This window comes from Nostoc sp. UIC 10890, from assembly GCF_054786515.1.
In genome coordinates this window covers 3,940,193-3,963,134 of record NZ_JBSGKF010000001.1, presented here as the reverse complement: position 1 = coordinate 3,963,134, position 22,942 = coordinate 3,940,193, and the positions used below count along the sequence as shown (strand labels likewise).

Sequence of the window (22,942 nt, the reverse complement as noted above, 5' to 3'; positions counted from 1 at the left end):
ATTTATTCCCAGGCGGGTGAGTGGATAAGCGAAAAATACCTTACTGCAACTCCCTCGCCTCAGCCAAAACCGGATTAACATCAAACCAAGACTCGCCACCATCCCGATATTCAAAGACAAAGCGACTGCGAATCAATTTTTGATATCCGTGATCATCACTCACCTTTTTCCTTTCCTTGACGTGACGTAACAATTGCCACTCATCCTCAGAAATCGGCAATGTTATTTCATTCCGCCGAGAACGAATCACTTGCTCGAAAGTTGCACCGGTTAGGGGAAGACTCATTTCTTCCATAATCCAGGTATTCAGCAGCCTCAGCACATCTCGCACATGACCACCGCTCATTTTACATAAGCGTTCTAGGCTAGCAGCACTATCAAAAATTTCGGTAACTTTAGTTAAACGCTCCTCTGGTGTCAAGTCAGGAAAAGCTCTAGCTAGTACCATCTGCTGCATGAGTGCCATTCCCTGTGTATGAACACTGCCATCAGACCATTGCACAGGTACCATTGGTAACACCTTGGGATCTTCTGGGAAACGCTGAGTTAGCATTCCGTAATCGTTGGAAAACTTCAAAGACAAAGGCATGGTGTAGATGAGATGACAATTCAGCTTCGTCAAAAACTCACCCTGATCGACAAATAAATATTCTTGCTGCGGACGACCCCAAGGTTTGGCACGATTATCTATGCGGTCAAGATTATCGACAATTACCACCAGACCATTTTTACCTTGCTGTTTGAGTTTAGCGATCGCAGGTTCCAATAATTCTTGATTAATCGCTTCCAGCAGTTTAGTTTTCTGCGGTGCTAAATACTGATTGAGTTTTTCTCGCAGCGTTGGGTCATTTTTCATCTTCGCGGTGATTTCCCCAATGCCCACAGACAGAGAAAACTTATCTTTATCTGCCGATAAACCAACATCACCAAGTACTGGAAGCTTCACTTTTCCCGCCGTCACCTCGGAGTTTAAGACCTTCCAAGCACCTTGGAGCAACTCATTAAACTTGTTGGGTTCCTCTAGGGTAATTTTATCCAGACTTTGACTCACCCGCCGAGCGATCGCTAGCAACACATCAGCAATATCGACATCGGTCATTTCCAAGTCGTCACTAGACTCAAAATAGACCACATGGAAGCCTAACTTTTCCAGTTCTGCCTGTAACCTTAATAATTCTGTCGATTTCCCACAACCAATATGCCCAGTAAATAAAGTGCAAGTGGGTTCATTTGGCTTAAAAAAAGTAATTTTCTGCTTCAGCTTGCCAAGAATATCACCACCTCGTACCGAGGAAAAATCGATGTAATACTTGCCATCAGAGCTATTGTTGACAAACAGAGTTCTGCTGGGATCGCTAGCCTGATAAAATTCCCGTAAATCTATGGGCATAACCTGGTATTGCAATTATCTCGTCTTGTCTTAACATATCCTTGTGGAAAAGGATAAAGTTATTTACATCTTTGCATCTCAATCTTTCGGAGAATTTTCGCATTTACTGCCACAAAGGCGATTGATTTAGATCGCAAATTCTCTGCGTACCTCAGCGCTTACCTCAGCGTGCCTCTGCGTTTAAATTTCCCCCCTCAATTCCCCACGACCTTACCCAAAGCTGCAACTAATATTCAGCGATCTGCCAAAACCTAGACTATTTTTTGATACTATTTAAGACCGGACTCTTTAAATACTGATTGACGTATGAGCAAAGGTACCCTGTTTGACAAAGTTTGGGACTTACACACCGTTGGTACACTTCCCTCAGGGCTGACACAACTATTTATCGGGCTTCACCTAATTCATGAAGTCACCAGTCCCCAGGCCTTTGCTATGTTACGCGAGAGGGGTCTAAAAGTACTGTTTCCACAGCGTACCGTTGCCACGGTTGATCATATTGTGCCCACAGAAAACCAGGCGCGTCCCTTTGTCGATAGCTTGGCAGAGGAAATGATCCAGGCGCTCGAAAATAACTGTCAAGAAAATAACATAACTTTTTACAATATTGGTTCTGGGAGCCAGGGTATAGTTCACGTCATCGCTCCAGAACTTGGGCTGACCCAACCAGGTATGACGATCGCTTGTGGAGATAGCCACACTTCCAGTCATGGGGCATTTGGTGCGATCGCATTTGGTATCGGTACTAGTCAAGTCCGGGATGTTCTCGCTTCCCAAACCCTAGCACTCTCAAAATTGAAAGTCCGCAAAATTGAAGTTAACGGCACTCTCAACCCTGGAGTTTACGCCAAAGATGTCATCCTGCATATCATCCGCACCCTTGGCGTGAAAGGTGGTGTGGGTTATGGCTACGAATTTGCAGGTACGACATTTGAGCAAATGAATATGGAAGAGAGGATGACTGTCTGCAATATGGCGATCGAAGGCGGTGCGCGTTGCGGCTACGTCAATCCCGATCAAGTCACCTACGATTACCTCAAAGGTAGAGATTTTGCTCCCAAAGATGCAGATTGGGATCAAGCAGTGGCTTGGTGGGATTCCATCAAGAGCGATGCTGATGCCCAGTATGATGATGTGGTTGTATTCGATGCTGCGGAAATTTCTCCTACCGTCACCTGGGGGATTACTCCCGGTCAAGGTATCGGCGTCAACCAGTCAGTACCTCAACCAGAAGAACTGCTAGAAGAAGACCGATTTATTGCCGAAGAAGCTTACCGTTACATGGATTTATATCCTGGTCAACCCATCAAGGGCACTAAAATAGATGTCTGCTTTATTGGGAGTTGCACCAACGGCAGAATTAGTGATTTGCGAGAAGCGGCGAAAATCGCCAAAGGTCGCCACGTTGCCGAGGGAATCAAAGCTTTTGTTGTCCCTGGTTCTGAACGGGTGAAGGAAGAGGCGGAAGCTGAAGGACTAGATAAAATCTTTCAGGAAGCTGGATTTGAGTGGCGTGAACCGGGATGTTCTATGTGCCTAGCCATGAATCCCGACAAGCTGCAAGGAAGACAAATCAGCGCTTCTTCCTCCAACCGCAACTTTAAAGGAAGACAAGGTTCCTCTTCTGGTCGGACATTGCTAATGAGTCCGGCAATGGTCGCCACTGCTGCAATTAAAGGCGAAGTCTCTGATGTGCGTGAACTCTTGTAATTTTAGAGGGGCATTGGGAATGGGGAAAGGGAAAGGGGTAAGGGGGAAAGGTTAAATTTATCCCTTTACCCTTTACCCTTTAACCTTTTCCCCTGCCCCTCACTTCCCTCAGTCCCCAGTCCCTTTTTCAACAGTCTGTCATTAAAAGAATAGATAAAGTTTATGGTGAGTGAAGTTAAAACAGTTTCAGGGCGCGGTATACCCTTAGTGGGCAATGATATAGATACCGATCGCATTATTCCCGCGCGATATTTGAAAGCCGTTACCTTTGATGGGTTAGGCGAAGGCGCATTTATTGATGACCGGACAGCACTTAAAGGTGAACATCCCTTTGACCAACCCCAATACAAAGGGGCGAATATTTTAATAGTCAACCGTAACTTTGGCTGTGGTTCATCACGGGAACATGCACCCCAAGCGATCGCAAAATGGGGAATCCAAGCTTTAATCGGTGAAAGCTTTGCCGAAATCTTTTTTGGTAACTGTGTGGCAATGGGTATACCTTGTCTGACAGCCGATGCTGTGACTGTTAAACAACTACAAGAGTTAGTGGCTGCCAATCCTCAAGCCGCCGTAACAGTAAATTTGGAAACATTACAAGTGCAAATTGGTGATTACACAGCCCCAGTTGCGATCGGTGAAGGGACAAGAAGCACATTTATTTCTGGAACTTGGGACGCTTGCGGTCAGTTGGTGGCGAATGCTGCCCAAGTTCAAGCAACGGCTGCAAAATTACCCTACGTCGGTTGGGGCAATTTAGCCGCGAGTTAACATTCTCTCATTCCCTCCCTTGTTAGGCCTACGGTGTACACACAAGTCCTAAAAACCTAGCTTGATAAGCATTTCCTCGTTCCTCGTTCCCAGTCTCCGACTGGGAATGCACTCATTGAGTCTCTGACTCAATATCTGATTAGAGGCAGCAGCGCCTAAATCAGGCATTCCCATGCTCTGCATGGGAACGAGATCAACAAGAAAACAATGAATGGAAAATCAAGCTTTTTTCGACTTGTGTGTACACCGTAGCTTGTTAGGCAGGGAATGAGAATCAGATTAAAGTATTATATTTTACTCATTATATAAATACTTGTTTGAGAGTAAATGCAAAAATAAATGCTTCAGCCTTCAGTAAAAACCCTTTATTAGTAACAGCATGAATTGATTTTTAGTAGCTGCTGTTGGTCGCTGGCGCTTTAAAATACTTTGTATTAAGACTCACTATATTTTACAGATAAACATTCAGTTATTAATACTGCTCGGCGAATTAAGTCTTTGTCAGTAAAGTAACAATATGAACACGGATTAGTATTTAAAATTGTCATTTATTTAAAGCTAATGACATTTGTTTGAACTTGAGCGAAAATGATTAAATCAGTTGAAAGCTAGTTTGGGAAAGGCATTGGCGAACCATTCTTTCTTTTCCACATGACCGAAAAAGTTGAAATGTACTAAGGTCTGTCTGCAAATTTCATAGTTAAGAAGTTTTAGAAAAATCGAAATTCTGCATAAAAGAAGCAAGTATCTCTGAGTAATACTTAGCAGCTAAAAACCATAAGTTTTATAGTTCATAGACCGAAACTAGTACTTTCATATTCTCTTAGAAATGAAGTATTAGTACCTCGTTATTCTCTTAAAAATTAAGAATTTGGAGTATTGATCATGGCAATAAATTGGATTCCAGGGCCAGGGCCAACTAATGGAGCAGATACAGGTACTAGTGATGCCGCTTCTGATAACTTCAATGGTTTGGCTGGAAATGACACCCTCAATGGTGGCGCTGGTAATGACACCCTCAATGGTGGCGCTGGTAATGACTTGCTACGAGGTGGCGACGGTATCGACTGGCTATCGGGTGGGGACGGCAACGATACCGTAGTAGGTGATCGCGGCAACGACATCTTCAGTGGCGGAAACGGCAACGATCGCCTGATCTGGAACAACGGTGACGGTAGCGACAGAATCAGCGGGAATGCTGGCTATGACGTGGTTGAGGTCAACGGCGCAGGTGTTGGAGACAACTTCCGTCTGCAAAAGGACGCCCAATGGAAAGCAATCTTTGATCGGCTGAACTTAGTTCCATTCACCTTGACTGTAGATAGTGCAGAAAGGTTTGAAATCAATGGTGGTGGTGGTGATGACATCCTCGATGTCAACGACCTCACCGGAACTGGAGTAAATGCGGTATGGTTCAACGGTGGGGCTGGAAATGACTTGCTTGATGCTACTGGCACAGCTACACCATTGACTGCCTCTGGTGGTGAGGGTAATGATACCCTAACTGGTGGTACTGGAAATGACACCCTAAATGGTGATGCTGGTAATGACCTGCTACGAGGTGGCGATGGTATCGACTGGCTATCTGGTGGGGATGGCAACGATACTATACTCGGAAATCGTGGCAACGACATCTTCAGTGGCGGAAACGGCAACGATCGCCTGATCTGGAACAACGGTGACGGTAGCGACAGAATCAGCGGGAATGCTGGCTATGACGTGGTTGAAGTTAACGGTGCTGCTGCTGCGGGGGATAGTTTCCGTCTGCAAAAAGACGCCCAAGGAAAAGCAATCTTTGATCGGCTGAACTTAGTTCCATTCACCTTGACTGTAGATAGTGCAGAAAGGTTTGAAATCAATGGTGGTGGTGGTGATGACATCCTCGATGTCAACGACCTCACCGGAACTGGAGTAAATGCGGTATGGTTCAACGGTGGGGCTGGAAATGACTTGCTTGATGCTACTGGCACAGCTACACCATTGACTGGCTTTGGCGGTGATGGAAATGACACCCTAACTGGTGGTACTGGAAATGACACCCTAAATGGTGATGCTGGTAATGACCTGCTACGAGGTGGCGATGGTATCGACTGGCTATCTGGTGGGGATGGCAACGATACTATACTCGGAAATCGCGGCAACGACACCTTTAGCGGCGGAAACGGCAACGATCGCCTGATCTGGAACAACGGTGACGGTAGCGACAGAATCAGCGGGAATGCTGGCTATGACGTGGTTGAGGTCAACGGCGCAGGTGTTGGAGACAACTTCCGTCTGCAAAAGGACGCCCAAGGAAAAGCAATCTTTGATCGGCTGAACTTAGTTCCATTCACCTTGACTGTAGATAGTGCAGAAAGGTTTGAAATCAATGGTGGTGGTGGTGATGACATCCTCGATGTCAACGACCTCACCGGAACTGGAGTAAATGCGGTATGGTTCAACGGTGGGGCTGGAAATGACTTGCTTGATGCTACTGGCACAGCTACACCATTGACTGGCTTTGGCGGTGAGGGTAATGACAGACTCTATGGTGGAACTGGAAATGATAGCCTCTATGGTAATGCTGGTAATGACACCCTTATAGGTGGTAAAGGTAATGATATCCTGACAGGTGGTGGTGCTAGCGATCGCTTCGTGTTTAACTCAGGTGCTCCGTTCAATGCTGCTGCTCTAGGTGTAGATACAATTACTGACTTCAGCCGCACTAGTGACAAAATTGTTCTGGATCAGACAACTTTTGTCGGACTTAACAATCTGTCCCAAATTAAGATAGTAGCCAATGATGCAGCCGCTGCAACTAGCTCTGGACTCATTACTTACAGTCTTGGAACTGGCAACTTGTTCTTCAACCAAAACTTGACATCACCAGGCTTTGGAACAGGTAGTTTATTTGCCAAAATTGATAACGATAACAATCCATTCACAGTTCCACCAGTCTTAGCAGCTACAGACTTTGAGATCGTTGCGTAATCACACAGAATCGCATGGCACTAAGATAAGCCCAAAAGCTTGTGTCGTCTCGTTCCCAGCCTGGAGGCTGGGAATGTATTTAAAAGAGGCTCTGCCTCAATTCAAGCTACTGGAGGCGGCAGCCCTCCCAGAATGGATTCCCAGCCTCCAGGCTGGGAAGCAGTCAGAACAAGGGCTGTATCTTTTCTTAGTGCCATTCTACACAGTATCTAAGACATGTCTGCAAGCTTGCAGCTAGATACCAATAGCCACAATCATCAGCATTGCTAATTAACGTGAGTTCGACAAGTCATATTTGACCTCTCCCCCAGCCCCTCTCCTTTCAAGGGTAGGGAGGGAGAGGTTCATCGAACTCACGTTCATTAGGGATAATTCAATCCTCCTCATACTTCAATTAAGGGAAGGATTGATAATTTAGACTATAACAATCAACACGAAATAAAGAGGCTTGAAAATATTTTTTGCCCGTATTTTCTTATTAATTTAATCTAGCTGTTCACGCAAGACTATTCAGCTAACCACGAAGTAATTTTAATCAAAAGACAAGCTTTCTTTAAATAAGTAAAACAATTAATATATTATGATTATTAGGATTCTTCATCTAAATGGAACGATATGCGTTTACCTATCATTATCAGTGCAGCAATATTACTATCTCTAGGTCTAAACCTACCAGTGATGTCTGAAACTCCCGTAGAGATAGCACAACTTACAAGTAATAATAACTTGAATCTAAGACGATTAAGATTTAATCGCCGTTTGTGGAATCAGGCGAATATTTCTAACTACCGCTATACGTTTAGCAACAGTTGCTTTTGTATACCAGATGCTAGAGGCCCAGTAGTCATTGAAGTACGTAATGGTCAAACAACTTCAATCACTTCTGTCGCTACAGGTCAACCAGTTAATCAGGAATTCTTTCAAGAATATAAAACAATTCCCAAGCTTTTTAATGTGATTCAAGATGCGATAAACCGTAATGCATTCAGCTTGGATATAGGCTACGATCATAAACTCGGCTATCCAACCCGAATTAATATTGATTACAACAGTCAAATAGCTGATGAAGAAATCTTTTTGACAATTGAGAATTTTGAGGAAATTAAATAGATACTAAGCCAATACTGCTTGGGTTTTGCATTTTGAACTCGGAATTGGGTTTTGGGAAAAGGGAAAAAGGAAAAGGTTAAAGGTTTTTTCTTTCCCCTTACCCTTTTCCCCAAAACCCGACAAGTATTGGATACTAAGCTGATTATTTCCACTCAATCTCTACCAAAGATAGGGGTAAATTAGCAACTCCAAAAACAGATTCAATACTTTACTCTTCTCTGAAAAGGTAATAGCGATGCTTACGGCATCGCTTTTCATAAAAATTAACAATTTGATGAAGTTATGTTGATTTTACACGAATAATTCTCAATTATTCAACGAATTTGTTGTGTTTGAGGGCTTGACTAAAAACAGTCACTTCTGATATCTTCAAATTACTTGCTGAAATTAGCGCTAACTATAAGTTTTTTATCTCAATTAACCAGATTTTTTGTTTTTACTTTAAAAAGTAGTTTTCTTGATAGTGAAACTAAAATTTAACTTATTGCAGACGGCTTGAAACTATATAGCCATTTGTGAAAATCATCATTAAGACTCATTTGGCGCTCTTGCGTTTGCTCGGTAGATGCCACGGTGTTAGCGTCGTAGTAGCGCATCTCACCCAAAGCACTACGAGCTTGGATGATTTTTGTCCGCTCAATGCGACGTTGTTCGTAACTAGTTAAAGCTTCTGGGAGATTAGCTGAATCAGAAAAACACTCTCGCAGTTCATAAGCATCTTCAAAAGTGGTATTGGCTCCCTGTCCCATCGCAGGCGCCATTGGATGAGCAGCATCGCCTAAGAGAGTGACTCTGCCTTGACTCCATTGAGTTAACGGTGGGCGATCGCAAATCGGCCCTTCCCAAATTTGCTCGGCTGGTGTTGCTTCGACCACCGCCCGAAATGATTCATCCCAGTCAGCTAATTTATGGAGAATGCAAGACTTGACTTCATCAGCGCTGTGGGAAAGGGAATACTCAGGTGATAATTTCCGACTAATCCAACTGGTATAGCCGCCGCCCACATTGAGAATGTACATAAACTGTTGATTGCCTTTGACAAAAACTAGTTCATAGTCATTAAATAGCTCATGGTGATACTTGATGACGGCACGCCAACACATACTACCGATATAATTAGGCTGACCCTCGCCAAATAAAGTTTCTCTGATGATAGAGTTAACGCCATCAGCCCCAATCAGCAAATCTGCATATACCGATTTTTCGCCATCAAAATGAATTTCCACACCGTTTTCATCTTGTTCAAAGCCGATACAGCGATGATTGAGGTGAATGATCTCAGATGGCAATCTAGAGGCTAAGACTTGCTGTAAACGATACCACCAAATAGTCAATAATGGCTGTCCATAATTCTCCAAGTATTTAGTTGCGTTAGTTCGGAGTGTTTCTCCTTGAATATTCTTTAAAACCGTGTGGTGAACCTCGCATCCTGAACTTTTGAGGGTTTCGACAATTCCCGGCGCGATCGCATCTAGGGAACTCAAGCCATTAGGAGCGAGGCCTAGTCCAGTTCCAGCCGGACGAAATTCTTGGGCTTTTTCGTATACTTGCACATCGATACCTTGGCTTCTCAGTGCGATCGCAGCAGCCAAACCGCCTGGCCCAGCACCGACAATGGCAACTTTGTCTACTATGGGTTTGGATAATTTCTGAGTGAGATTTTTGTTCATATTAAAAGTCAGAATATCCCCACGAGTACATACGCTTCCTTCATGCCTCAAGGCGGTTGCTTTGCAAGCTTACCTTTGAACTAGACCCACAATGATTAATTTTGACTGCTGAGTACTTTTTTAGTCAATCTTTCTTGAGAAACAACTCTAAGAGGTTGTTTGAAAAGTCCTCTTGTCGGTATCAAAAGTTTTAGATCCCCCTAAATCCCCCTTAAAACGGGGGACTTTGACTCCAGTTCCCCCCTTTTTAAGGCTACGGTGTACACACAAGTCGAAAAAAGCTTGATTTTCCATTCGTTTATCTCGTTTACCTCGTTTTTATCTCGTTCCCATGTTCTACATGGGAATGCTCCTCGTGGAGGTTCTGCCTCCAATCTGGCATTGAGTCTCTGACTCAATGAATGCATTCCCAGTCTCCGACTGGGAACGAGGAAAGTCTTATCAAGCTAGGTTTTTAGGACTTGTGTGTACACCGTAGCCTTTTTAAGGGGGGTTAGGGGGGATCAAAAGTGCCTAAAGTTACAGAGAGAAACTTTTCAAACATCCTCCAAATTTGGTGTTCTAATGGATTGCGGTTGCTGGTGGTAACAAAAACTTCACACCCTCAGAATTATTCACCAATTCAACAAACTTGAATAAATGCTATTACATCAGTTTTGGCGCTAAATTCCCTAAAATTGACTTTTAAATTTCATAAACTTCCTGTAACGGAACTAAGCTTGCTGTATCATTTTCATATTCAAAAATGATTGTGAAGATGAGTGTGTATGAACTTTAAGTCAGCTTCCGCATGTATTGGTTTAAGTCTTCTGAGTTTTTCAGTCAGTTCATTGCCGCGTCTTGTAAATTCACCACAAGTCCTTGCCCAAGAAGTTACTTCTTCATGCCCTCTGCCATCTGAGATTGCCATTACCTTCTTAGATTCTAAATGTCAGGAAGTAAAACTAGAACAGCCGAAGACTTTTTATCGCTACTATAGTAATAGTGGAAATAAATACGGTAGGTATTTAACAACTGACAAATATAAAACAAATGTAGAAGTAATCAAAAATCTGGCTCTTAATCAAGCATGGGGCAATGAAGCCACTATGATCCAAAAAATAACTTTACCAGCAGGAACAATAACTTATCAAGGAATTGTTGCCCCTCAAGTGCCTACAGAATGCTATCCAGGGGGTGCTCAACAGACATTTATTCAAGATTCAAAAGATCCAAATATCAAATGGTCTGAGGGAAAAAATCTCGTCGTAAAACCTTTTAGTTGCCCGTAAAATTTATGAAACCTAAGACAGAAGAATTTATCAAGCTGATTGACCAAGCATCTGAAATTGCCAAAGAGATGTTGGAAGACAAAAAACCAGAGTCTTCAGCACATTTAAACAACGCGATCGCTGTTCTACAATCTATTAAAACCAAGGCAGTGAATGGTAAGCTTGAACCATCAGGAGGAGTCTCAACTCTTGGACTAGCTCATGGAGTGGCGGATTGGATTGAGCCGTTAGATTCGCCATTATTAAAAGCTGTAGGTGCGATAGAGGAATATTACCAAAAAAACCTCTAAATTGCCTATCTAGTAACGCAAGGCGTAATTCGTAATTCGTAATTCGTAATTCGTAATTACTTGTTTGCAAGGGTTTCAGACGTTTAAGATGGGTGGCTTATTTACGCCGTGCGGTACTAAACTCTTTACTTGAACATGATCATCATATAGGACTCATATTTGATTTCTGAAAAAATTCAGTACAACTAAGAAGCCTTCTTTCCTATTGCCTACTGCCTATTGCCTATTGCCTATTGCCTATTGCCTGTCTACGCAAATTCGTTCAGAAATCAAAGCGGATTCCTATAAAAGCAGTGCTGAGTACCGAGTAAGAATTCTCATTTGGAACTCAGCACTGTTTTGCTGAAAGTAATGATGTAATTATTATCTACATGAAACATGGAAGAAAATTCCTTAGCTCCAATAACTTCAAACTCATTTACCCAGGAATTGAAAATATTGGGTTCAGAGGAAGTAGAATTATCTTTGAATGTCAATAATATCTCCTACTCAGTCAAGCTAGAACCTCGTGTTACTTTACTGGATGCACTAAGGGAAAAGCTGGGTTTGATGGGAACTAAAAAAGCTTGCGATCGCGGTGAATGTGGTGCATGTACTGTATTAGTTAATAATCGGCGAATTAATTCCTGTATGACTCTAGCAGTCATGCATATCGATGCTAAAATTACCACAATTGAAGGATTAGCAGAAGATGGCAAACTTCACCCGATGCAAACAGCCTTTATCACCCATGATGCTTTTCAATGTGGTTACTGCACATCGGGTCAAATTGTCTCAGCCGTAGGGATGATATTAGAGGAATCGCCAAAATCTGAGGCAGAAATTCGAGAAAAGATGAGTGGAAATCTTTGCCGTTGTGGAGCATATCCTAATATTATTGCGGCGATTCGAGATGTGCTAGAGGAAATGGAAGATGCAGCCATTTAGTTATGCTAAAGTTGCCTCAGAAGAAGTGGCGATCGCAACAGTTAATCAAGACCAAACTGCTGCATTTATTGCTGGCGGCACAGATTTACTCGGATTGATGAAAGATGGAGTCCAAACAGCGAATACATTAATTGATATTAATAGTTTGCCCTTAGCAGATATTGAATCTCACGCTAATGGAATCCGTATTGGTGCGATCTCTCGCATGAGTGATGTGGCTTTTCATCCCCAAATTCAAGAACATTATCCAGTCATTAGCCAAGCTTTATTACAAAGTGCTTCACCGCAACTGCGAAATATGGCAACAATCGGCGGGAATTTACTGCAACGAGTCCGCTGTGGTTACTTTCGCGATCCGGTTTTTCCTTGTAATAAACGCACTCCCGGTATAGGTTGTTCGGCAATTACAGGCTACAATCGAATGCATTCTATTTTCGGGGCGAGTGAACATTGTATTGCTGTGCATCCCTCAGATTTAGCTGTGGCGCTGACGGCATTAGATGCGGTAATTTGCATCCAAGGGATAGAAAAAACACGGCGAATTTCAATTCATGATTTTTATCTCTTACCAGGTGAGACACCAGCAAATGAAACTCTATTACAACCTGGAGAATTAATTGTTGCCATTGAAATTCCAGATTTTGCATATAAGTCCCATTATTTAAAAATTAGGGATCGTGCTTCCTACGAATTTGCTCTCGTTTCCGTAGCTGTTGCTTTAGATATAGAACAAGACATCATCAAATCAGCACGCATCGCTTTTGGAGGAGTTGCACCCAAACCTTGGCGTGGATGGGAAGCTGAAGAATTTCTCCAAGGAAAAGCAATCAATGAAGCTACCTTAACAGCCGCAGCCGCAGTAGCTATCAAAGAAGCGAAACCGCAAACACACAATGAATTCAAAATTGAATTAGTCAAACGCGCTTTGATACGTGCGCTTTCAGTTGTGGGAGGAAAGTCATGAATAAAATTATCGGTAAACCACTCGATCGCGTTGATGGTAAGCTGAAAGTTACCGGAAAAGCACCTTACACAGCCGATGTGCCAATAGAGAATTTAACTTATGGAGTGATTTTTCAAAGCGCGATCGCCAGTGGTAAAATTATCCAAATAGACACATCAGCCGCCGCAATCGCCCCTGGTGTGCTAGATGTCGTTACTTACCAACAAACCCCATCTCTGGTAAAAATACCCTTCTTTGGGCCTCCACAGCCTCAGTCAACCGAAAAAGACCATAATGTTTACTACGATGGTCAACATTTGGGGATTGTAATTGCCCAAACTTTAGAACAAGCTGAAACCGCCGCCTCTAAGATAAAAATTATCTACGAAGAAGCACCTTATACAGTCACGGTGGCAGAGGCAGAGATATTTGAACCCGAATCAATATTTTTTGGCATCATGCCGGGTAAAATCACCAGAGGGGACGTTGAATCGGGTAAAGCTCAAGCAGATGTGCTGGTAGAGCAAGTTTATACCACACCAATGGAACATCATAATCCCCTAGAACCTTCTGCAACGATCGCAATGTGGGAAGGGGATAACTTGACACTGTATGAAACCACTCAAGGCATTTCTGCAACCCAAAGAGCGATCGCATCTGTGCTGAATATTCCCCAAGAAAATGTCCGCGTCATCTCCAAATATTTAGGCGGAGGATTTGGTTGTAAGGCGCTGCTGCGATCGCATACAATCTTAGCTGCGATCGCATCTCGTCAAGTCAAGCGCCCTGTAAAAGTTGTACTAACGCGATCGCAAATGTACACTGCTTGCGGGCACAGATCCCAAACTGAACAACACTTAACACTAGGCGCAACCAAAGAAGGTAAGTTAACCGTCATCAATCACATTGGTACATCCTTAACATCATTATTTGATGACTTTGTAGAACCTGTGGGTGCAGCAACAACGATGATGTACGCCTGTCCAAATTTGGAAGTAAAATACCGTTTGGCACGCATCAACACTGCCACACCAACCTTTATGCGTGGGCCAGGAGAAGCAACGGGAATGTTTGCCCTAGAATCGGCAATGGATGAACTCGCATACACCTTAAATATTGACCCGATTGAACTAAGACTTAGAAATCATGCAGATATTGATCCCCATAAAGAATTACCTTGGTCAAGTAAATCCCTGAAAGAATGTTACCAAAAAGGTGCAGAAATTTTTGGTTGGTCACAACGCAACCCAGTTCCCCGTTCCATGCAGGATGGTTATTTCTTGATTGGTTGGGGAATGGCAAGTGCGACATTTCCCAGCAACGTTGGAACTGCATCAGTCAAGGTAGAAATTTTCGCCAGTGGAGAAGTGAAAGTACGAAGTGGTACACAAGACATCGGTACTGGTACTTATACAGTAATGACGCAGATAGCTTCTGAAGTATTAGGCTTACCAGTGCAGTTTGAACTGGGTGATAGCAATCTTCCTAAAGCGCCGATTGCAGGGAACTCAATTACAGTTGCGAGTGTTTCCCCTGCGGTGCATAAAGCTGCGATCGCAGCACGGGATAGAATAATTCAAATGGCGATCAAAGATGCAAATTCTCTGCTTTACGAATCTCAAGCAGAAGATATTACTGTCGAGTCAGGGCAAATATTTTTAAAACAAGACCCATCGAAGCGAGACAGCTACACCGATATTCTACGCCGTCATGGGTTAGAGAGTTTAGAAGTTACAGAAGAATCTTCAGCCAGTCCAGAGAGCAAAGAATACGCCAAACACTCATTTGGTGCGATATTTGTGGAAGTTGCAGTCGATGAATTGTTGGGAGAAATCAAAGTTAGACGATGCGTAGGCGTTTATAGTGCAGGGCGAATTCTCAACTTCAAGACAGCGCGGAGTCAAGTTGTTGGTGGGATTACATGGGGAATTGGTATGGCGCTGATGGAGAAAACCGTAATGGATATCAATCAGGGCAGAATAGTTAGTGCCAACCTTTCCGATTACCTGATTCCGGTTCATGCAGATATCCCAAATATGGAAGTGCAATTTGTTGAAGAACACGATCCCTTTGTGAATGCACTAGGAACCAAAAGCCTGGGGGAACTTCCCATTGTTGGGGTAGCGGCTGCCATATCTAATGCAGTTTATCATGCTACAGGTAAGCGGATTCGTGATTTGCCAATTACACCAGATAAGTTGTTGTAATGATATTTTGACTTAGAATTCAGCACTCACCATTGTCAAGTCAGACAGGGAGGGGATGCAACATGGTTCGGTTAAGATCCCCAATCTTAGGTCTGTTAAAAGCCCACACTGTCCCCGATTAAGGGGTAAGTGTGAGTAATTTATGGCTGTAACACGAATCACAGCCTTTTATTTGCTAGCGGAACATACTACTTACTGAAGTATCTTCATGAATCCGCCAGATAGTTTCTCCTAAGAGATTAGCTACTGACAGCACCACTAGTTGGGGAAACCGATTGTTTTCTGGTATGGGAATCGTATTGGTGACAATGACTTCCTCAAGCAAGCCACTGGACAACCGCTCCACAGCTGGTGGAGAGAAGACTGCATGAGTTGCACAGGCGTATACTTGACGCGCTCCTTCTTCACGGAGTAATCGCGCTCCTTCTGCGATCGTTCCCCCAGTGTCGATCATGTCATCCACTAAGACTGCTGTTTTGCCTTTAACATCGCCGATAACATTTAACACTTCTGCAACATTATGTGCCTGACGACGTTTGTCAATAATCGCCAGTGGAGCATCATTCAGTTTTTTGGCAAATGCTCTGGCTCGTGCAACACCACCAACATCAGGGGAAACAACTACAAGATCAGGTAGTTGTTTGCTTGCTAGATAATCTAGCAATACTGGCGAACCGTAAACATGGTCAAAGGGTATATCGAAATAGCCTTGAATCTGAGCCGAGTGTAAATCCATTGCTAGAACGCGGTTGGCTCCTGCTTCGGTGATCAAGTTAGCAACCAGCTTGGCAGTTATTGACTCTCGTCCTGCTGTTTTGCGATCGGCACGAGCATAGCCATAGTACGGAATTACTGCCGTTACCTGTCGCGCGGAAGCCCGACGACAGGCGTCAACCATAATCAATAATTCCATCAAATGATCGTTTACAGGTTGACAACATGGTTGGATTAAATAGACATCACAACCCCGAATCGATTCTTGGATTTGAACGTAAAGTTCTCCATCCGCAAATCTTTTACGAATCATTGGCCCCAAGTCCATGCCCACATAACGAGCAACTTCTTGAGACAGTTGTATATTGGCGGAGCCAGAAAAAAGTCTCAGGCGATGATTCTCGGTCAGCCCTGTTGCAGATGGTTGCATTTTGAAAGTTGCAGAACTGAGAACAGCAGATCCTCTATGTGCATTCATAGCAATATTATCATTGGAGATTTAATAGATTTAACCGATAAATAGCCTAAAAAAACATCTGTGAGTTTTGTTAAAGCTTCCATACAAAATTTAAACATTTTCCCATAAAATTATCATTCGCTAACTGTCTAATTTTCTTGGCAAGCAAACTATTGATAGCTTAACGGACATCAAGTCTGTCTACTAGGTCTATAGTTTAAATTTTTTTGAGTTGAGGCAAATAACCTCAATTTATCAAAATATTGGTGTAATAGTTTGCTTCTTCTAAGTACCTCATTTATAACTGACAGTAAAGCATTGACAAATTAAATGATATTTAAGTTTGCTCTTAGACAAGAGAACATTTTGGACTAAGTGTTCAGGGTGTATCTTATTATATTCTATGATACTAGCAATAAATAAATAAACTGGCAGATTTAATTTTAAGTTTTAATTCACACAATAAAATTCCAGAATAGGGGTATATGAAGGGGGCAGGAGGCAGAAAAATACGGTTCGGTTAAAGGGAAAAGGAAAAAAGGGAAAGGCTTTGAATATATTCTTTACCCAATACGCTCTAACCCCATTCCCCAGACCACAAGGAAAGTGAAAAATGCTTATCCAAACCCTATTACCCTGTCCCCTGGCCCCTGCCTCCTACCTCCTTAATTAATTTGCGTATACTCCTAACTGGGGGTATTACCCATTAGGTAAGGTAGAATATCGCTGCATGTAACTGTGTTGCCTCTTGGACTTAATCTTTGTGGGTGACTTCCTCCTCAGTTGCTACTACACTCAATCAATCGATCATGCAACCACCCATTACAGTTGGCACTGTCTTGCAAAACCGTTATCGCATAATTCAAATCCTCGGACAAGGAGGATGTGGTAGAACCTATCTGGCAGAAGACCAGAGGCGCTTTAACGAACTTTGCGCGATCAAGGAATTGATTTCAACAGCAACGGAGGCTTTGGCTTTAGAAAAGGCACAAGAGCTTTTTCATCGAGAAGCTGCCATTTTATATCAAATCGAACACCCACAAGTCCCTAAATTCCGGGAAAGATTTGAGCAAGACCAACGCTTATTTTTGGTAGAGGACTACGTTGCAGGTCAGACGTACCGAACTCTACTGGCTGAACGTCAAGCTGTCGGTCAAACTTTTACAGAGGCTGAAGTATTGCGGCTGATACAGTCGTTGCTGCCTGTTTTAGAGCATATTCACAGTCGAGGGATTATTCACCGAGATATCTCGCCAGAAAATATTATTTTGCGAGATAGTGACGCTAAACCTGTGTTAATTGACTTTGGGGTGGTAAAGGAACTGGCAACGCGTTTGCGATCGCCAGAGAGTGCAATGCCAGAAACCACCGTGGGAAAATTAGGCTACTCTCCTAGTGAACAAATGCAAACAGGGGGAGCTTATCCTAGCAGCGACTTGTATGCATTAGCGGTGAGTGCGGTAGTTTTGCTGACTGGCAAAGAACCAAGGGATTTATTTGATGAAAACCAACTAACTTGGAATTGGCAGCGGTGGGTAAAAGTCAGTCCGCGATTTGCTGTAGTGTTGAATCGAATGTTGAATCATATACCGAGCGATCGCTATCAAAGTGCTGCTAGTGTATCTCAAGCACTACAACCTTCAGAGCAAGTCAGTCTTCCTTCCCTGAATGTGTCTAACTTGCAGACAATGGCTGTTGGTCGCCGTCCTGACCCGGTAGCATCACCAGCTTCGCCGAAGAAGAAACCCGATCCTGTGATTCCACCAAGTCCCTCTAGTTCACTCTTGGATAATCCGTTAGCGATCGCGGCAATTGCCATTGCTGTAATAATCGTCGCGGGATTTGGTTCTTGGGCATTAGTCAGTTCCATCCGCAGTCAGTCGAAAACAGCAACAGATGAAACGCTTCCACAAAATTTCCCTTCACCAGTAATTTCTGGTGGTACTACATTCACAGCCACACCCACACCCACACCTACTAACGATCAACCTGTTGTATCTACTAAGCCCCTCAATCTGGGATCGTTGAATAACACAGCCACGGTTGAAGATACTCTCCAAGCAAATCAGATAATCCGGTATACTTTTTCTGGGCAGGAAGGTGACAAGTTAACTACGTTTATTGAGCCAGGAAGCAACATTTTTCTAACAGTCTTAAGTCCCAATGAACAACCAATTGATCTTAATGCCCGGCAAGTAGCAGCATACCAAGGCACATTGCTGCTAACTGGTAAATATACTATTGAGTTAACTCTGGTTCCAGGAGTTACCGAAAGCAATTACAATCTCAATGTTTCATTAGAAAAACCAGTCAAACCAATTCCCACAGAGACACCCCTACCAATTCCCACAGAGACACCTCTACCAATTCCCACAGAGACACCTCTACCAATTCCCACAGAGACACCTATTCCAATTCCCACAGAGACACCTCTACCAATTCCAACAGAGACACCTATTCCAATTCCCACAGAAACACTCTTCCCAATTCCTCCGACTGGTGAAACGCCAACTTTTCCGCCGGTTGATGAAACACAACCATTTTCTGGCCAAAGAAATTAATGTTAAGCACGCTACTGATTACTGGAACTGATACGGAAGCTGGTAAAACTGTTTTAACAACAGCGCTAGCAGCATATTGGCAAAAATATTACCCGCAGCATAGCTGGGGAATTATGAAACCGATTCAATCGGGAGTTGGCGATCGCGAGTGGTATCAAAAGCTATTTGCGCTAGAACAATCTGCCGAAGAAATTACACCTTTGTACTTTCAAGCACCTCTGGCTCCTCCCATCGCCGCAGCAAAAGAAAATCGCCGAGTAGATTTAGCTCTTGTGTGGCAAGCTTTGTCTAAGTTGCGATCGCATCGTGATTTTGTGCTTGTAGAAGCTTTGGGAGGGTTAGGTTCGCCAATAACCGAGGAATTAACGGTAGCTGATTTAGCAGGAGAATGGCGATTACCAACAGTATTGGTAGTGCCAGTGAGATTAGGAGCGATCGCTCAAGCAGTGGCGAATGTAGCATTAGCAAGACAATCGCGCGTGAATCTCAAAGGCATTGTGCTGAACTGCATACAACCCCGAACGGATGCAGAAATAGCCGACTGGACACCATCTCAATTGATTCAATCACTCACGAATACGCCAGTTTTAGGCTGCTTACCTTATCTAGATAATCTGACTGACTTAGATAAACTTGCTCAAATAGCATCAGATTTAGATTGGGAAACACTGACACTTTAAGTTGGGGATTGAGGATTGGGGATTGGGGATTGGGTATGGATTATTCCTATTGCCTCCCTTGTTTGCTTTGTCCATCTATTCCCCATGCCCTACGATAAACTGGGAAAATAAACATCAGTTAGCCGTCTAAGTTAGCTGTACTTAAACTAGTTTGTCTTCATAATGGTTTCCACCTTTCCCAATCCCTCTTCTGTTGATCTATCTCGCATCCGACTGGCGATCCGTTCATTGCAACCGCAATTAGTAGAGTGGCGGCGGCGATTGCATCAACAACCAGAGTTGGGTTTTCAAGAAAAACTGACGGCTGAGTTTGTATCACAAAAGCTGCAAGAATGGGGAATTGAGCATAAAACTGGCATTGCCCACACTGGCATTGTTGCCACCATCAAAGGCAATAAACTCAGCACTCCCCACTCCCCACTCAGCACTGACAAAGTTTTAGCGATTCGGGCGGATATGGATGCATTGCCAATCCAAGAACTCAACGAAGTGCCCTACAAATCGCAGCATGATGGAGTGATGCACGCTTGTGGACATGATGGACATACTGCGATCGCTTTAGGTACAGCTTACTATCTCCAGCAGCATCGCCAAAACTTCTCTGGTACGGTGAAAATTATCTTTCAGCCAGCCGAAGAATCACCAGGAGGCGCAAAGCCAATGATTGAAGCTGGAGTCCTGAAAAATCCTGATGTTGACGCGATTATTGGTTTGCACTTATGGAATAATTTGCCTTTAGGAACAGTGGGTGTGCGGGCTGGGGCATTGATGGCAGCTGTGGAATGCTTTAACTGCACAATTTTGGGCAAAGGTGGACACGGCGCACTACCCCATCAAACTGTTGACTCAGTAGTTGTTGCTGCTCAAATCGTCAATGCCTTGCAAACCATTGTCGCTCGGAATGTTAATCCCATTGATTCAGCAGTGGTGACAGTGGGTGAACTCCATGCTGGAACCAAGCGTAACATAATTGCTGATACAGCGAGAATGAGTGCAACTGTCAGGTATTTTAATCCCAGTTTGAAAGGCTTTTTTAACCAGCGTGTCGAGCAGATTATTGCTGGAATTTGTCAGAGTCATGGTGCGAGTTATGATTTAGACTACTGGTCACTTTATCCACCAGTAATTAATGATATAAAAATGGCAGAACTGGTACGAAGTATAGCAGAAGAAGTGGTAGAAACTCCTATGGGTATTGTGCTCGAATGCCAAACTATGGCTGCTGAAGATATGTCATTTTTCTTGCAAGAGGTTCCTGGCTGCTATTTCTTTCTGGGTTCTGCTAACCCCGCCAAAGACTTAGCATATCCCCATCATCATCCCCGGTTCGATTTTGACGAAACCGCCTTGGCAATGGGTGTAGAAATATTTGTTAGATGCGTGGAAAAGTACTTTATTTCAAATTAAAGGGTAAGGTGAAAACTATTAAGCGAGTAGGAAAAGATTAGATTGCCTTGGAATTTACAAGCAGATCAGTTACTGTTGCGAAAAACTTGTTTTTCCGTAATACAAGCTTTTCCTTTTTTGAAAACTTGCTAGGGCAATCAGATGTTGCTAATAAGTTATACAAAAACATTCCTTTACTCCTTTCCAATATTTAAATGTTCAGTTTTTATTTGAATATAGTTTTTGATGGGTGGTTTTGGCTCAATGTCATATTAATTAGGGCAATTAAGCCAGCAGCAGTAGCGCCACTAAAAATACCAGCTAATATAGCAAGACTAAGGTGGAGAGAAGAAGTACGTAATACAATACTTGTCGGTTAAGGGGGAAAGGGAAATTAAAAACCTTTAACCCTTACCCTTCAACCCTTACCCAAAACCAAACTTTGGGTTCAAAATGCTTAACCGAGTAGTATTGGTACGTAATAGAAGGTGGATCAGGTTCATAAGTAATTAACAATCCACAGCATTCGGTCTGACGCAGAGAGTTTTTTTGAAGAGTAATTAAGCAGATATATTATTTGCCTAATCAACTCCTTGATAAGGAAGATATTTTACAAATTGGGCTGCCATCAATTTGTACTTAGTGAGTCGTTCTTAAGATGGTCTAACACTTGGTATGTGTGGTGGATGATCTAACACTTGGTATTGAAACTTTATAAATCGACTACATCGACTAAATTATCATTTAGATGTCTGCTTTTTGTAGCCATTCTTGTATGCGCTGCATCCCCTCTTGTAAATCAATTTTGGGTTTATAATCCAAAAGACTTTCTGCTTTAGCAATTGAGTAAGCATAGGGGCGAGTGATAAAATCTATAGATTCCGGCAGAATATCGGCTTTTTTGCCAAATAGTTTCTGCCCTTGGGAACGTAGTTTTATCAGAAGTTTGAGTTCATCTTTTGGCAGAGATATGGGTGTAGGCGTACCTGCCATTTCCACCAAATGTGTAAAATATTCTTTCCAAGAAGTTTCTTGTCCATCAGTGATATTAAATATTTCACCGTAGGTTTCTTTTTCGATCGCCAAAAAGATAGCATCAATCAAGTTGTCTATGTATACATGATTGATAATTCCTCTCCCATCATTGACATAGACAAATTCTTTTTGACGCATCATCAAAATGGGTCGGACTATCCAAGGAATACTTCCTGGGCCATAAACATCACCCGCTCTAATGATGATGAGGCCAAAATCTGGTGGGGAATTTAGTGGTAATATTGCTTCTTCGGCTTCTATTTTCGTTTGACAGTAGGGATTATTATCTCCAGACAATGGCCCAGATTCTGTAATGCGATCGCAATAGTTGAAGCCGTAGACCATCCCACTTGAAAGATGCACAAAGGTCTTAACACCAGCATTCTTAGCAGCTTTAGCTATATTGACAGTGCCGCCAACATTTACCTCGCGAAAATATTCAAGTGATCCACCTTCTTTGGCTAGTTCAGCCGTATGTGCAACTATATCTACTCCCTGACAAGCGATTTTGACGGTAGCTGGGTTAGTAACACTACCAGCAATCACCTCAATGTCCAGCTTTTGCGCTTTTTTTGCTTTAGCTTTATCTGGAGAACTTTGCAGACCACGGACTTTCATTCCCTTTGCTATGGCTAACTCAGCAAAACGCAAGCCGACAAACCCATTAATTTCTGTGATGAGAAGAGTTTTGTTTTCGATATTCACAGATTTAATCTACCACTGTATTGCTGGTTTGATTTCAGGTGCGTCATTGATTCTCACATATATAGTAAGAATGTTTTTAACGCTGCCTAATAATCTCCTCCAGTTGTGATTTATAAGCATATTATGACGGCGAGATACTCAATCG

17 protein-coding genes and 1 pseudogene are annotated in these 22,942 nt (G+C 43.0%); 13 read left to right on the top strand and 5 right to left on the bottom strand.

Going from position 1 to position 22,942, the window contains the following annotated elements; genetic code table 11:
* Nucleotides 1-40 precede the first annotated feature (40 nt).
* Nucleotides 41-1,390 (bottom strand): ATP-binding protein, encoded by a 1,350-nt coding sequence (locus tag ACWATR_RS16135; RefSeq protein WP_460334259.1) that lies wholly within the window; start codon nucleotides 1,388-1,390, stop codon nucleotides 41-43.
* A 306-nt stretch (nucleotides 1,391-1,696) separates the two neighbouring features.
* On the opposite strand from ACWATR_RS16135, the gene leuC reads away from it, so the two are divergent.
* Entirely contained in the window at nucleotides 1,697-3,100 is a 1,404-nt protein-coding gene (gene leuC / locus ACWATR_RS16130) for a 3-isopropylmalate dehydratase large subunit (RefSeq protein WP_460334256.1), read from the top strand.
* 162 nt (nucleotides 3,101-3,262) lie between these two features.
* Nucleotides 3,263-3,871 carry a 3-isopropylmalate dehydratase small subunit gene (leuD, locus tag ACWATR_RS16125; protein WP_460334254.1) on the top strand — a complete coding sequence of 203 codons (609 nt, stop codon included), beginning with the start codon at nucleotides 3,263-3,265 and terminating at the stop codon, nucleotides 3,869-3,871.
* Between the two features lie 301 nt (nucleotides 3,872-4,172).
* Here the strand turns inward: leuD and ACWATR_RS16120 are convergent.
* Nucleotides 4,173-4,262, bottom strand: a pseudogene (locus tag ACWATR_RS16120) (IS982 family transposase); the annotation flags it as partial.
* Between the two features lie 494 nt (nucleotides 4,263-4,756).
* Here ACWATR_RS16120 and ACWATR_RS16115 point away from each other — a divergent pair.
* From ACWATR_RS16115 to ACWATR_RS16105, 3 genes are all read left to right on the top strand, one after another.
* Nucleotides 4,757-6,841 carry a calcium-binding protein gene (locus ACWATR_RS16115; RefSeq protein ID WP_460334251.1) on the top strand — a complete coding sequence of 695 codons (2,085 nt, stop codon included), beginning with the start codon at nucleotides 4,757-4,759 and terminating at the stop codon, nucleotides 6,839-6,841.
* A gap of 73 nt (nucleotides 6,842-6,914) precedes the next feature.
* Nucleotides 6,915-7,079 (top strand): hypothetical protein, encoded by a 165-nt coding sequence (locus ACWATR_RS16110; protein ID WP_460334248.1) that lies wholly within the window; start codon nucleotides 6,915-6,917, stop codon nucleotides 7,077-7,079.
* A gap of 377 nt (nucleotides 7,080-7,456) precedes the next feature.
* Nucleotides 7,457-7,951 (top strand): DUF6174 domain-containing protein, encoded by a 495-nt coding sequence (locus tag ACWATR_RS16105; RefSeq protein WP_460334245.1) that lies wholly within the window; start codon nucleotides 7,457-7,459, stop codon nucleotides 7,949-7,951.
* 476 nt (nucleotides 7,952-8,427) lie between these two features.
* Here ACWATR_RS16105 and ACWATR_RS16100 read toward each other — a convergent pair whose 3' ends face one another.
* Nucleotides 8,428-9,621 (bottom strand): FAD-dependent oxidoreductase, encoded by a 1,194-nt coding sequence (locus tag ACWATR_RS16100; protein ID WP_460334242.1) that lies wholly within the window; start codon nucleotides 9,619-9,621, stop codon nucleotides 8,428-8,430.
* 767 nt (nucleotides 9,622-10,388) lie between these two features.
* Here ACWATR_RS16100 and ACWATR_RS16095 point away from each other — a divergent pair.
* The 5 genes from ACWATR_RS16095 to ACWATR_RS16075 all read left to right on the top strand — a co-directional run bounded on the left by ACWATR_RS16095 (nucleotide 10,389) and on the right by ACWATR_RS16075 (nucleotide 15,259).
* Nucleotides 10,389-10,892, top strand: coding sequence for a hypothetical protein (locus ACWATR_RS16095; RefSeq protein ID WP_460334239.1), 504 nt, complete (start codon nucleotides 10,389-10,391; stop codon nucleotides 10,890-10,892).
* 5 nt (nucleotides 10,893-10,897) lie between these two features.
* Nucleotides 10,898-11,182: a hypothetical protein gene (locus ACWATR_RS16090; RefSeq protein WP_460334236.1), complete on the top strand. Its 285-nt coding sequence runs from the start codon at nucleotides 10,898-10,900 to the stop codon at nucleotides 11,180-11,182.
* 378 nt (nucleotides 11,183-11,560) lie between these two features.
* Complete coding sequence (locus ACWATR_RS16085; protein ID WP_460334233.1) at nucleotides 11,561-12,109, top strand: (2Fe-2S)-binding protein; 549 nt, start codon at nucleotides 11,561-11,563, stop codon at nucleotides 12,107-12,109.
* The gene (locus tag ACWATR_RS16080; RefSeq protein ID WP_460334230.1) at nucleotides 12,096-13,073 is read left to right on the top strand and encodes an FAD binding domain-containing protein; all 978 of its coding nucleotides are present in this window, start codon (nucleotides 12,096-12,098) and stop codon (nucleotides 13,071-13,073) included. The genes ACWATR_RS16085 and ACWATR_RS16080 overlap by 14 nt, the downstream gene beginning before the upstream one ends.
* On the top strand, nucleotides 13,070-15,259 hold the full coding sequence (locus ACWATR_RS16075) for a xanthine dehydrogenase family protein molybdopterin-binding subunit (RefSeq protein ID WP_460334226.1): 2,190 nt from the start codon (nucleotides 13,070-13,072) through the stop codon (nucleotides 15,257-15,259). The genes ACWATR_RS16080 and ACWATR_RS16075 overlap by 4 nt, the downstream gene beginning before the upstream one ends.
* Before the next feature lie 175 nt (nucleotides 15,260-15,434).
* Here ACWATR_RS16075 and ACWATR_RS16070 read toward each other — a convergent pair whose 3' ends face one another.
* Complete coding sequence (locus ACWATR_RS16070; RefSeq protein ID WP_069074426.1) at nucleotides 15,435-16,451, bottom strand: ribose-phosphate pyrophosphokinase; 1,017 nt, start codon at nucleotides 16,449-16,451, stop codon at nucleotides 15,435-15,437.
* A 788-nt stretch (nucleotides 16,452-17,239) separates the two neighbouring features.
* On the opposite strand from ACWATR_RS16070, the gene ACWATR_RS16065 reads away from it, so the two are divergent.
* From ACWATR_RS16065 to ACWATR_RS16055, 3 genes are all read left to right on the top strand, one after another.
* Nucleotides 17,240-18,991: a protein kinase domain-containing protein gene (locus ACWATR_RS16065; protein WP_460334223.1), complete on the top strand. Its 1,752-nt coding sequence runs from the start codon at nucleotides 17,240-17,242 to the stop codon at nucleotides 18,989-18,991.
* Nucleotides 18,991-19,671 carry a dethiobiotin synthase gene (gene bioD / locus ACWATR_RS16060; protein WP_460334221.1) on the top strand — a complete coding sequence of 227 codons (681 nt, stop codon included), beginning with the start codon at nucleotides 18,991-18,993 and terminating at the stop codon, nucleotides 19,669-19,671. The genes ACWATR_RS16065 and bioD overlap by 1 nt, the downstream gene beginning before the upstream one ends.
* Before the next feature lie 162 nt (nucleotides 19,672-19,833).
* Entirely contained in the window at nucleotides 19,834-21,078 is a 1,245-nt protein-coding gene (locus ACWATR_RS16055) for a M20 family metallopeptidase (RefSeq protein WP_460334218.1), read from the top strand.
* A 723-nt stretch (nucleotides 21,079-21,801) separates the two neighbouring features.
* Here the strand turns inward: ACWATR_RS16055 and ACWATR_RS16050 are convergent.
* Nucleotides 21,802-22,797 carry an NAD-dependent epimerase/dehydratase family protein gene (locus ACWATR_RS16050; RefSeq protein ID WP_460334215.1) on the bottom strand — a complete coding sequence of 332 codons (996 nt, stop codon included), beginning with the start codon at nucleotides 22,795-22,797 and terminating at the stop codon, nucleotides 21,802-21,804.
* Nucleotides 22,798-22,942 lie beyond the last annotated feature (145 nt).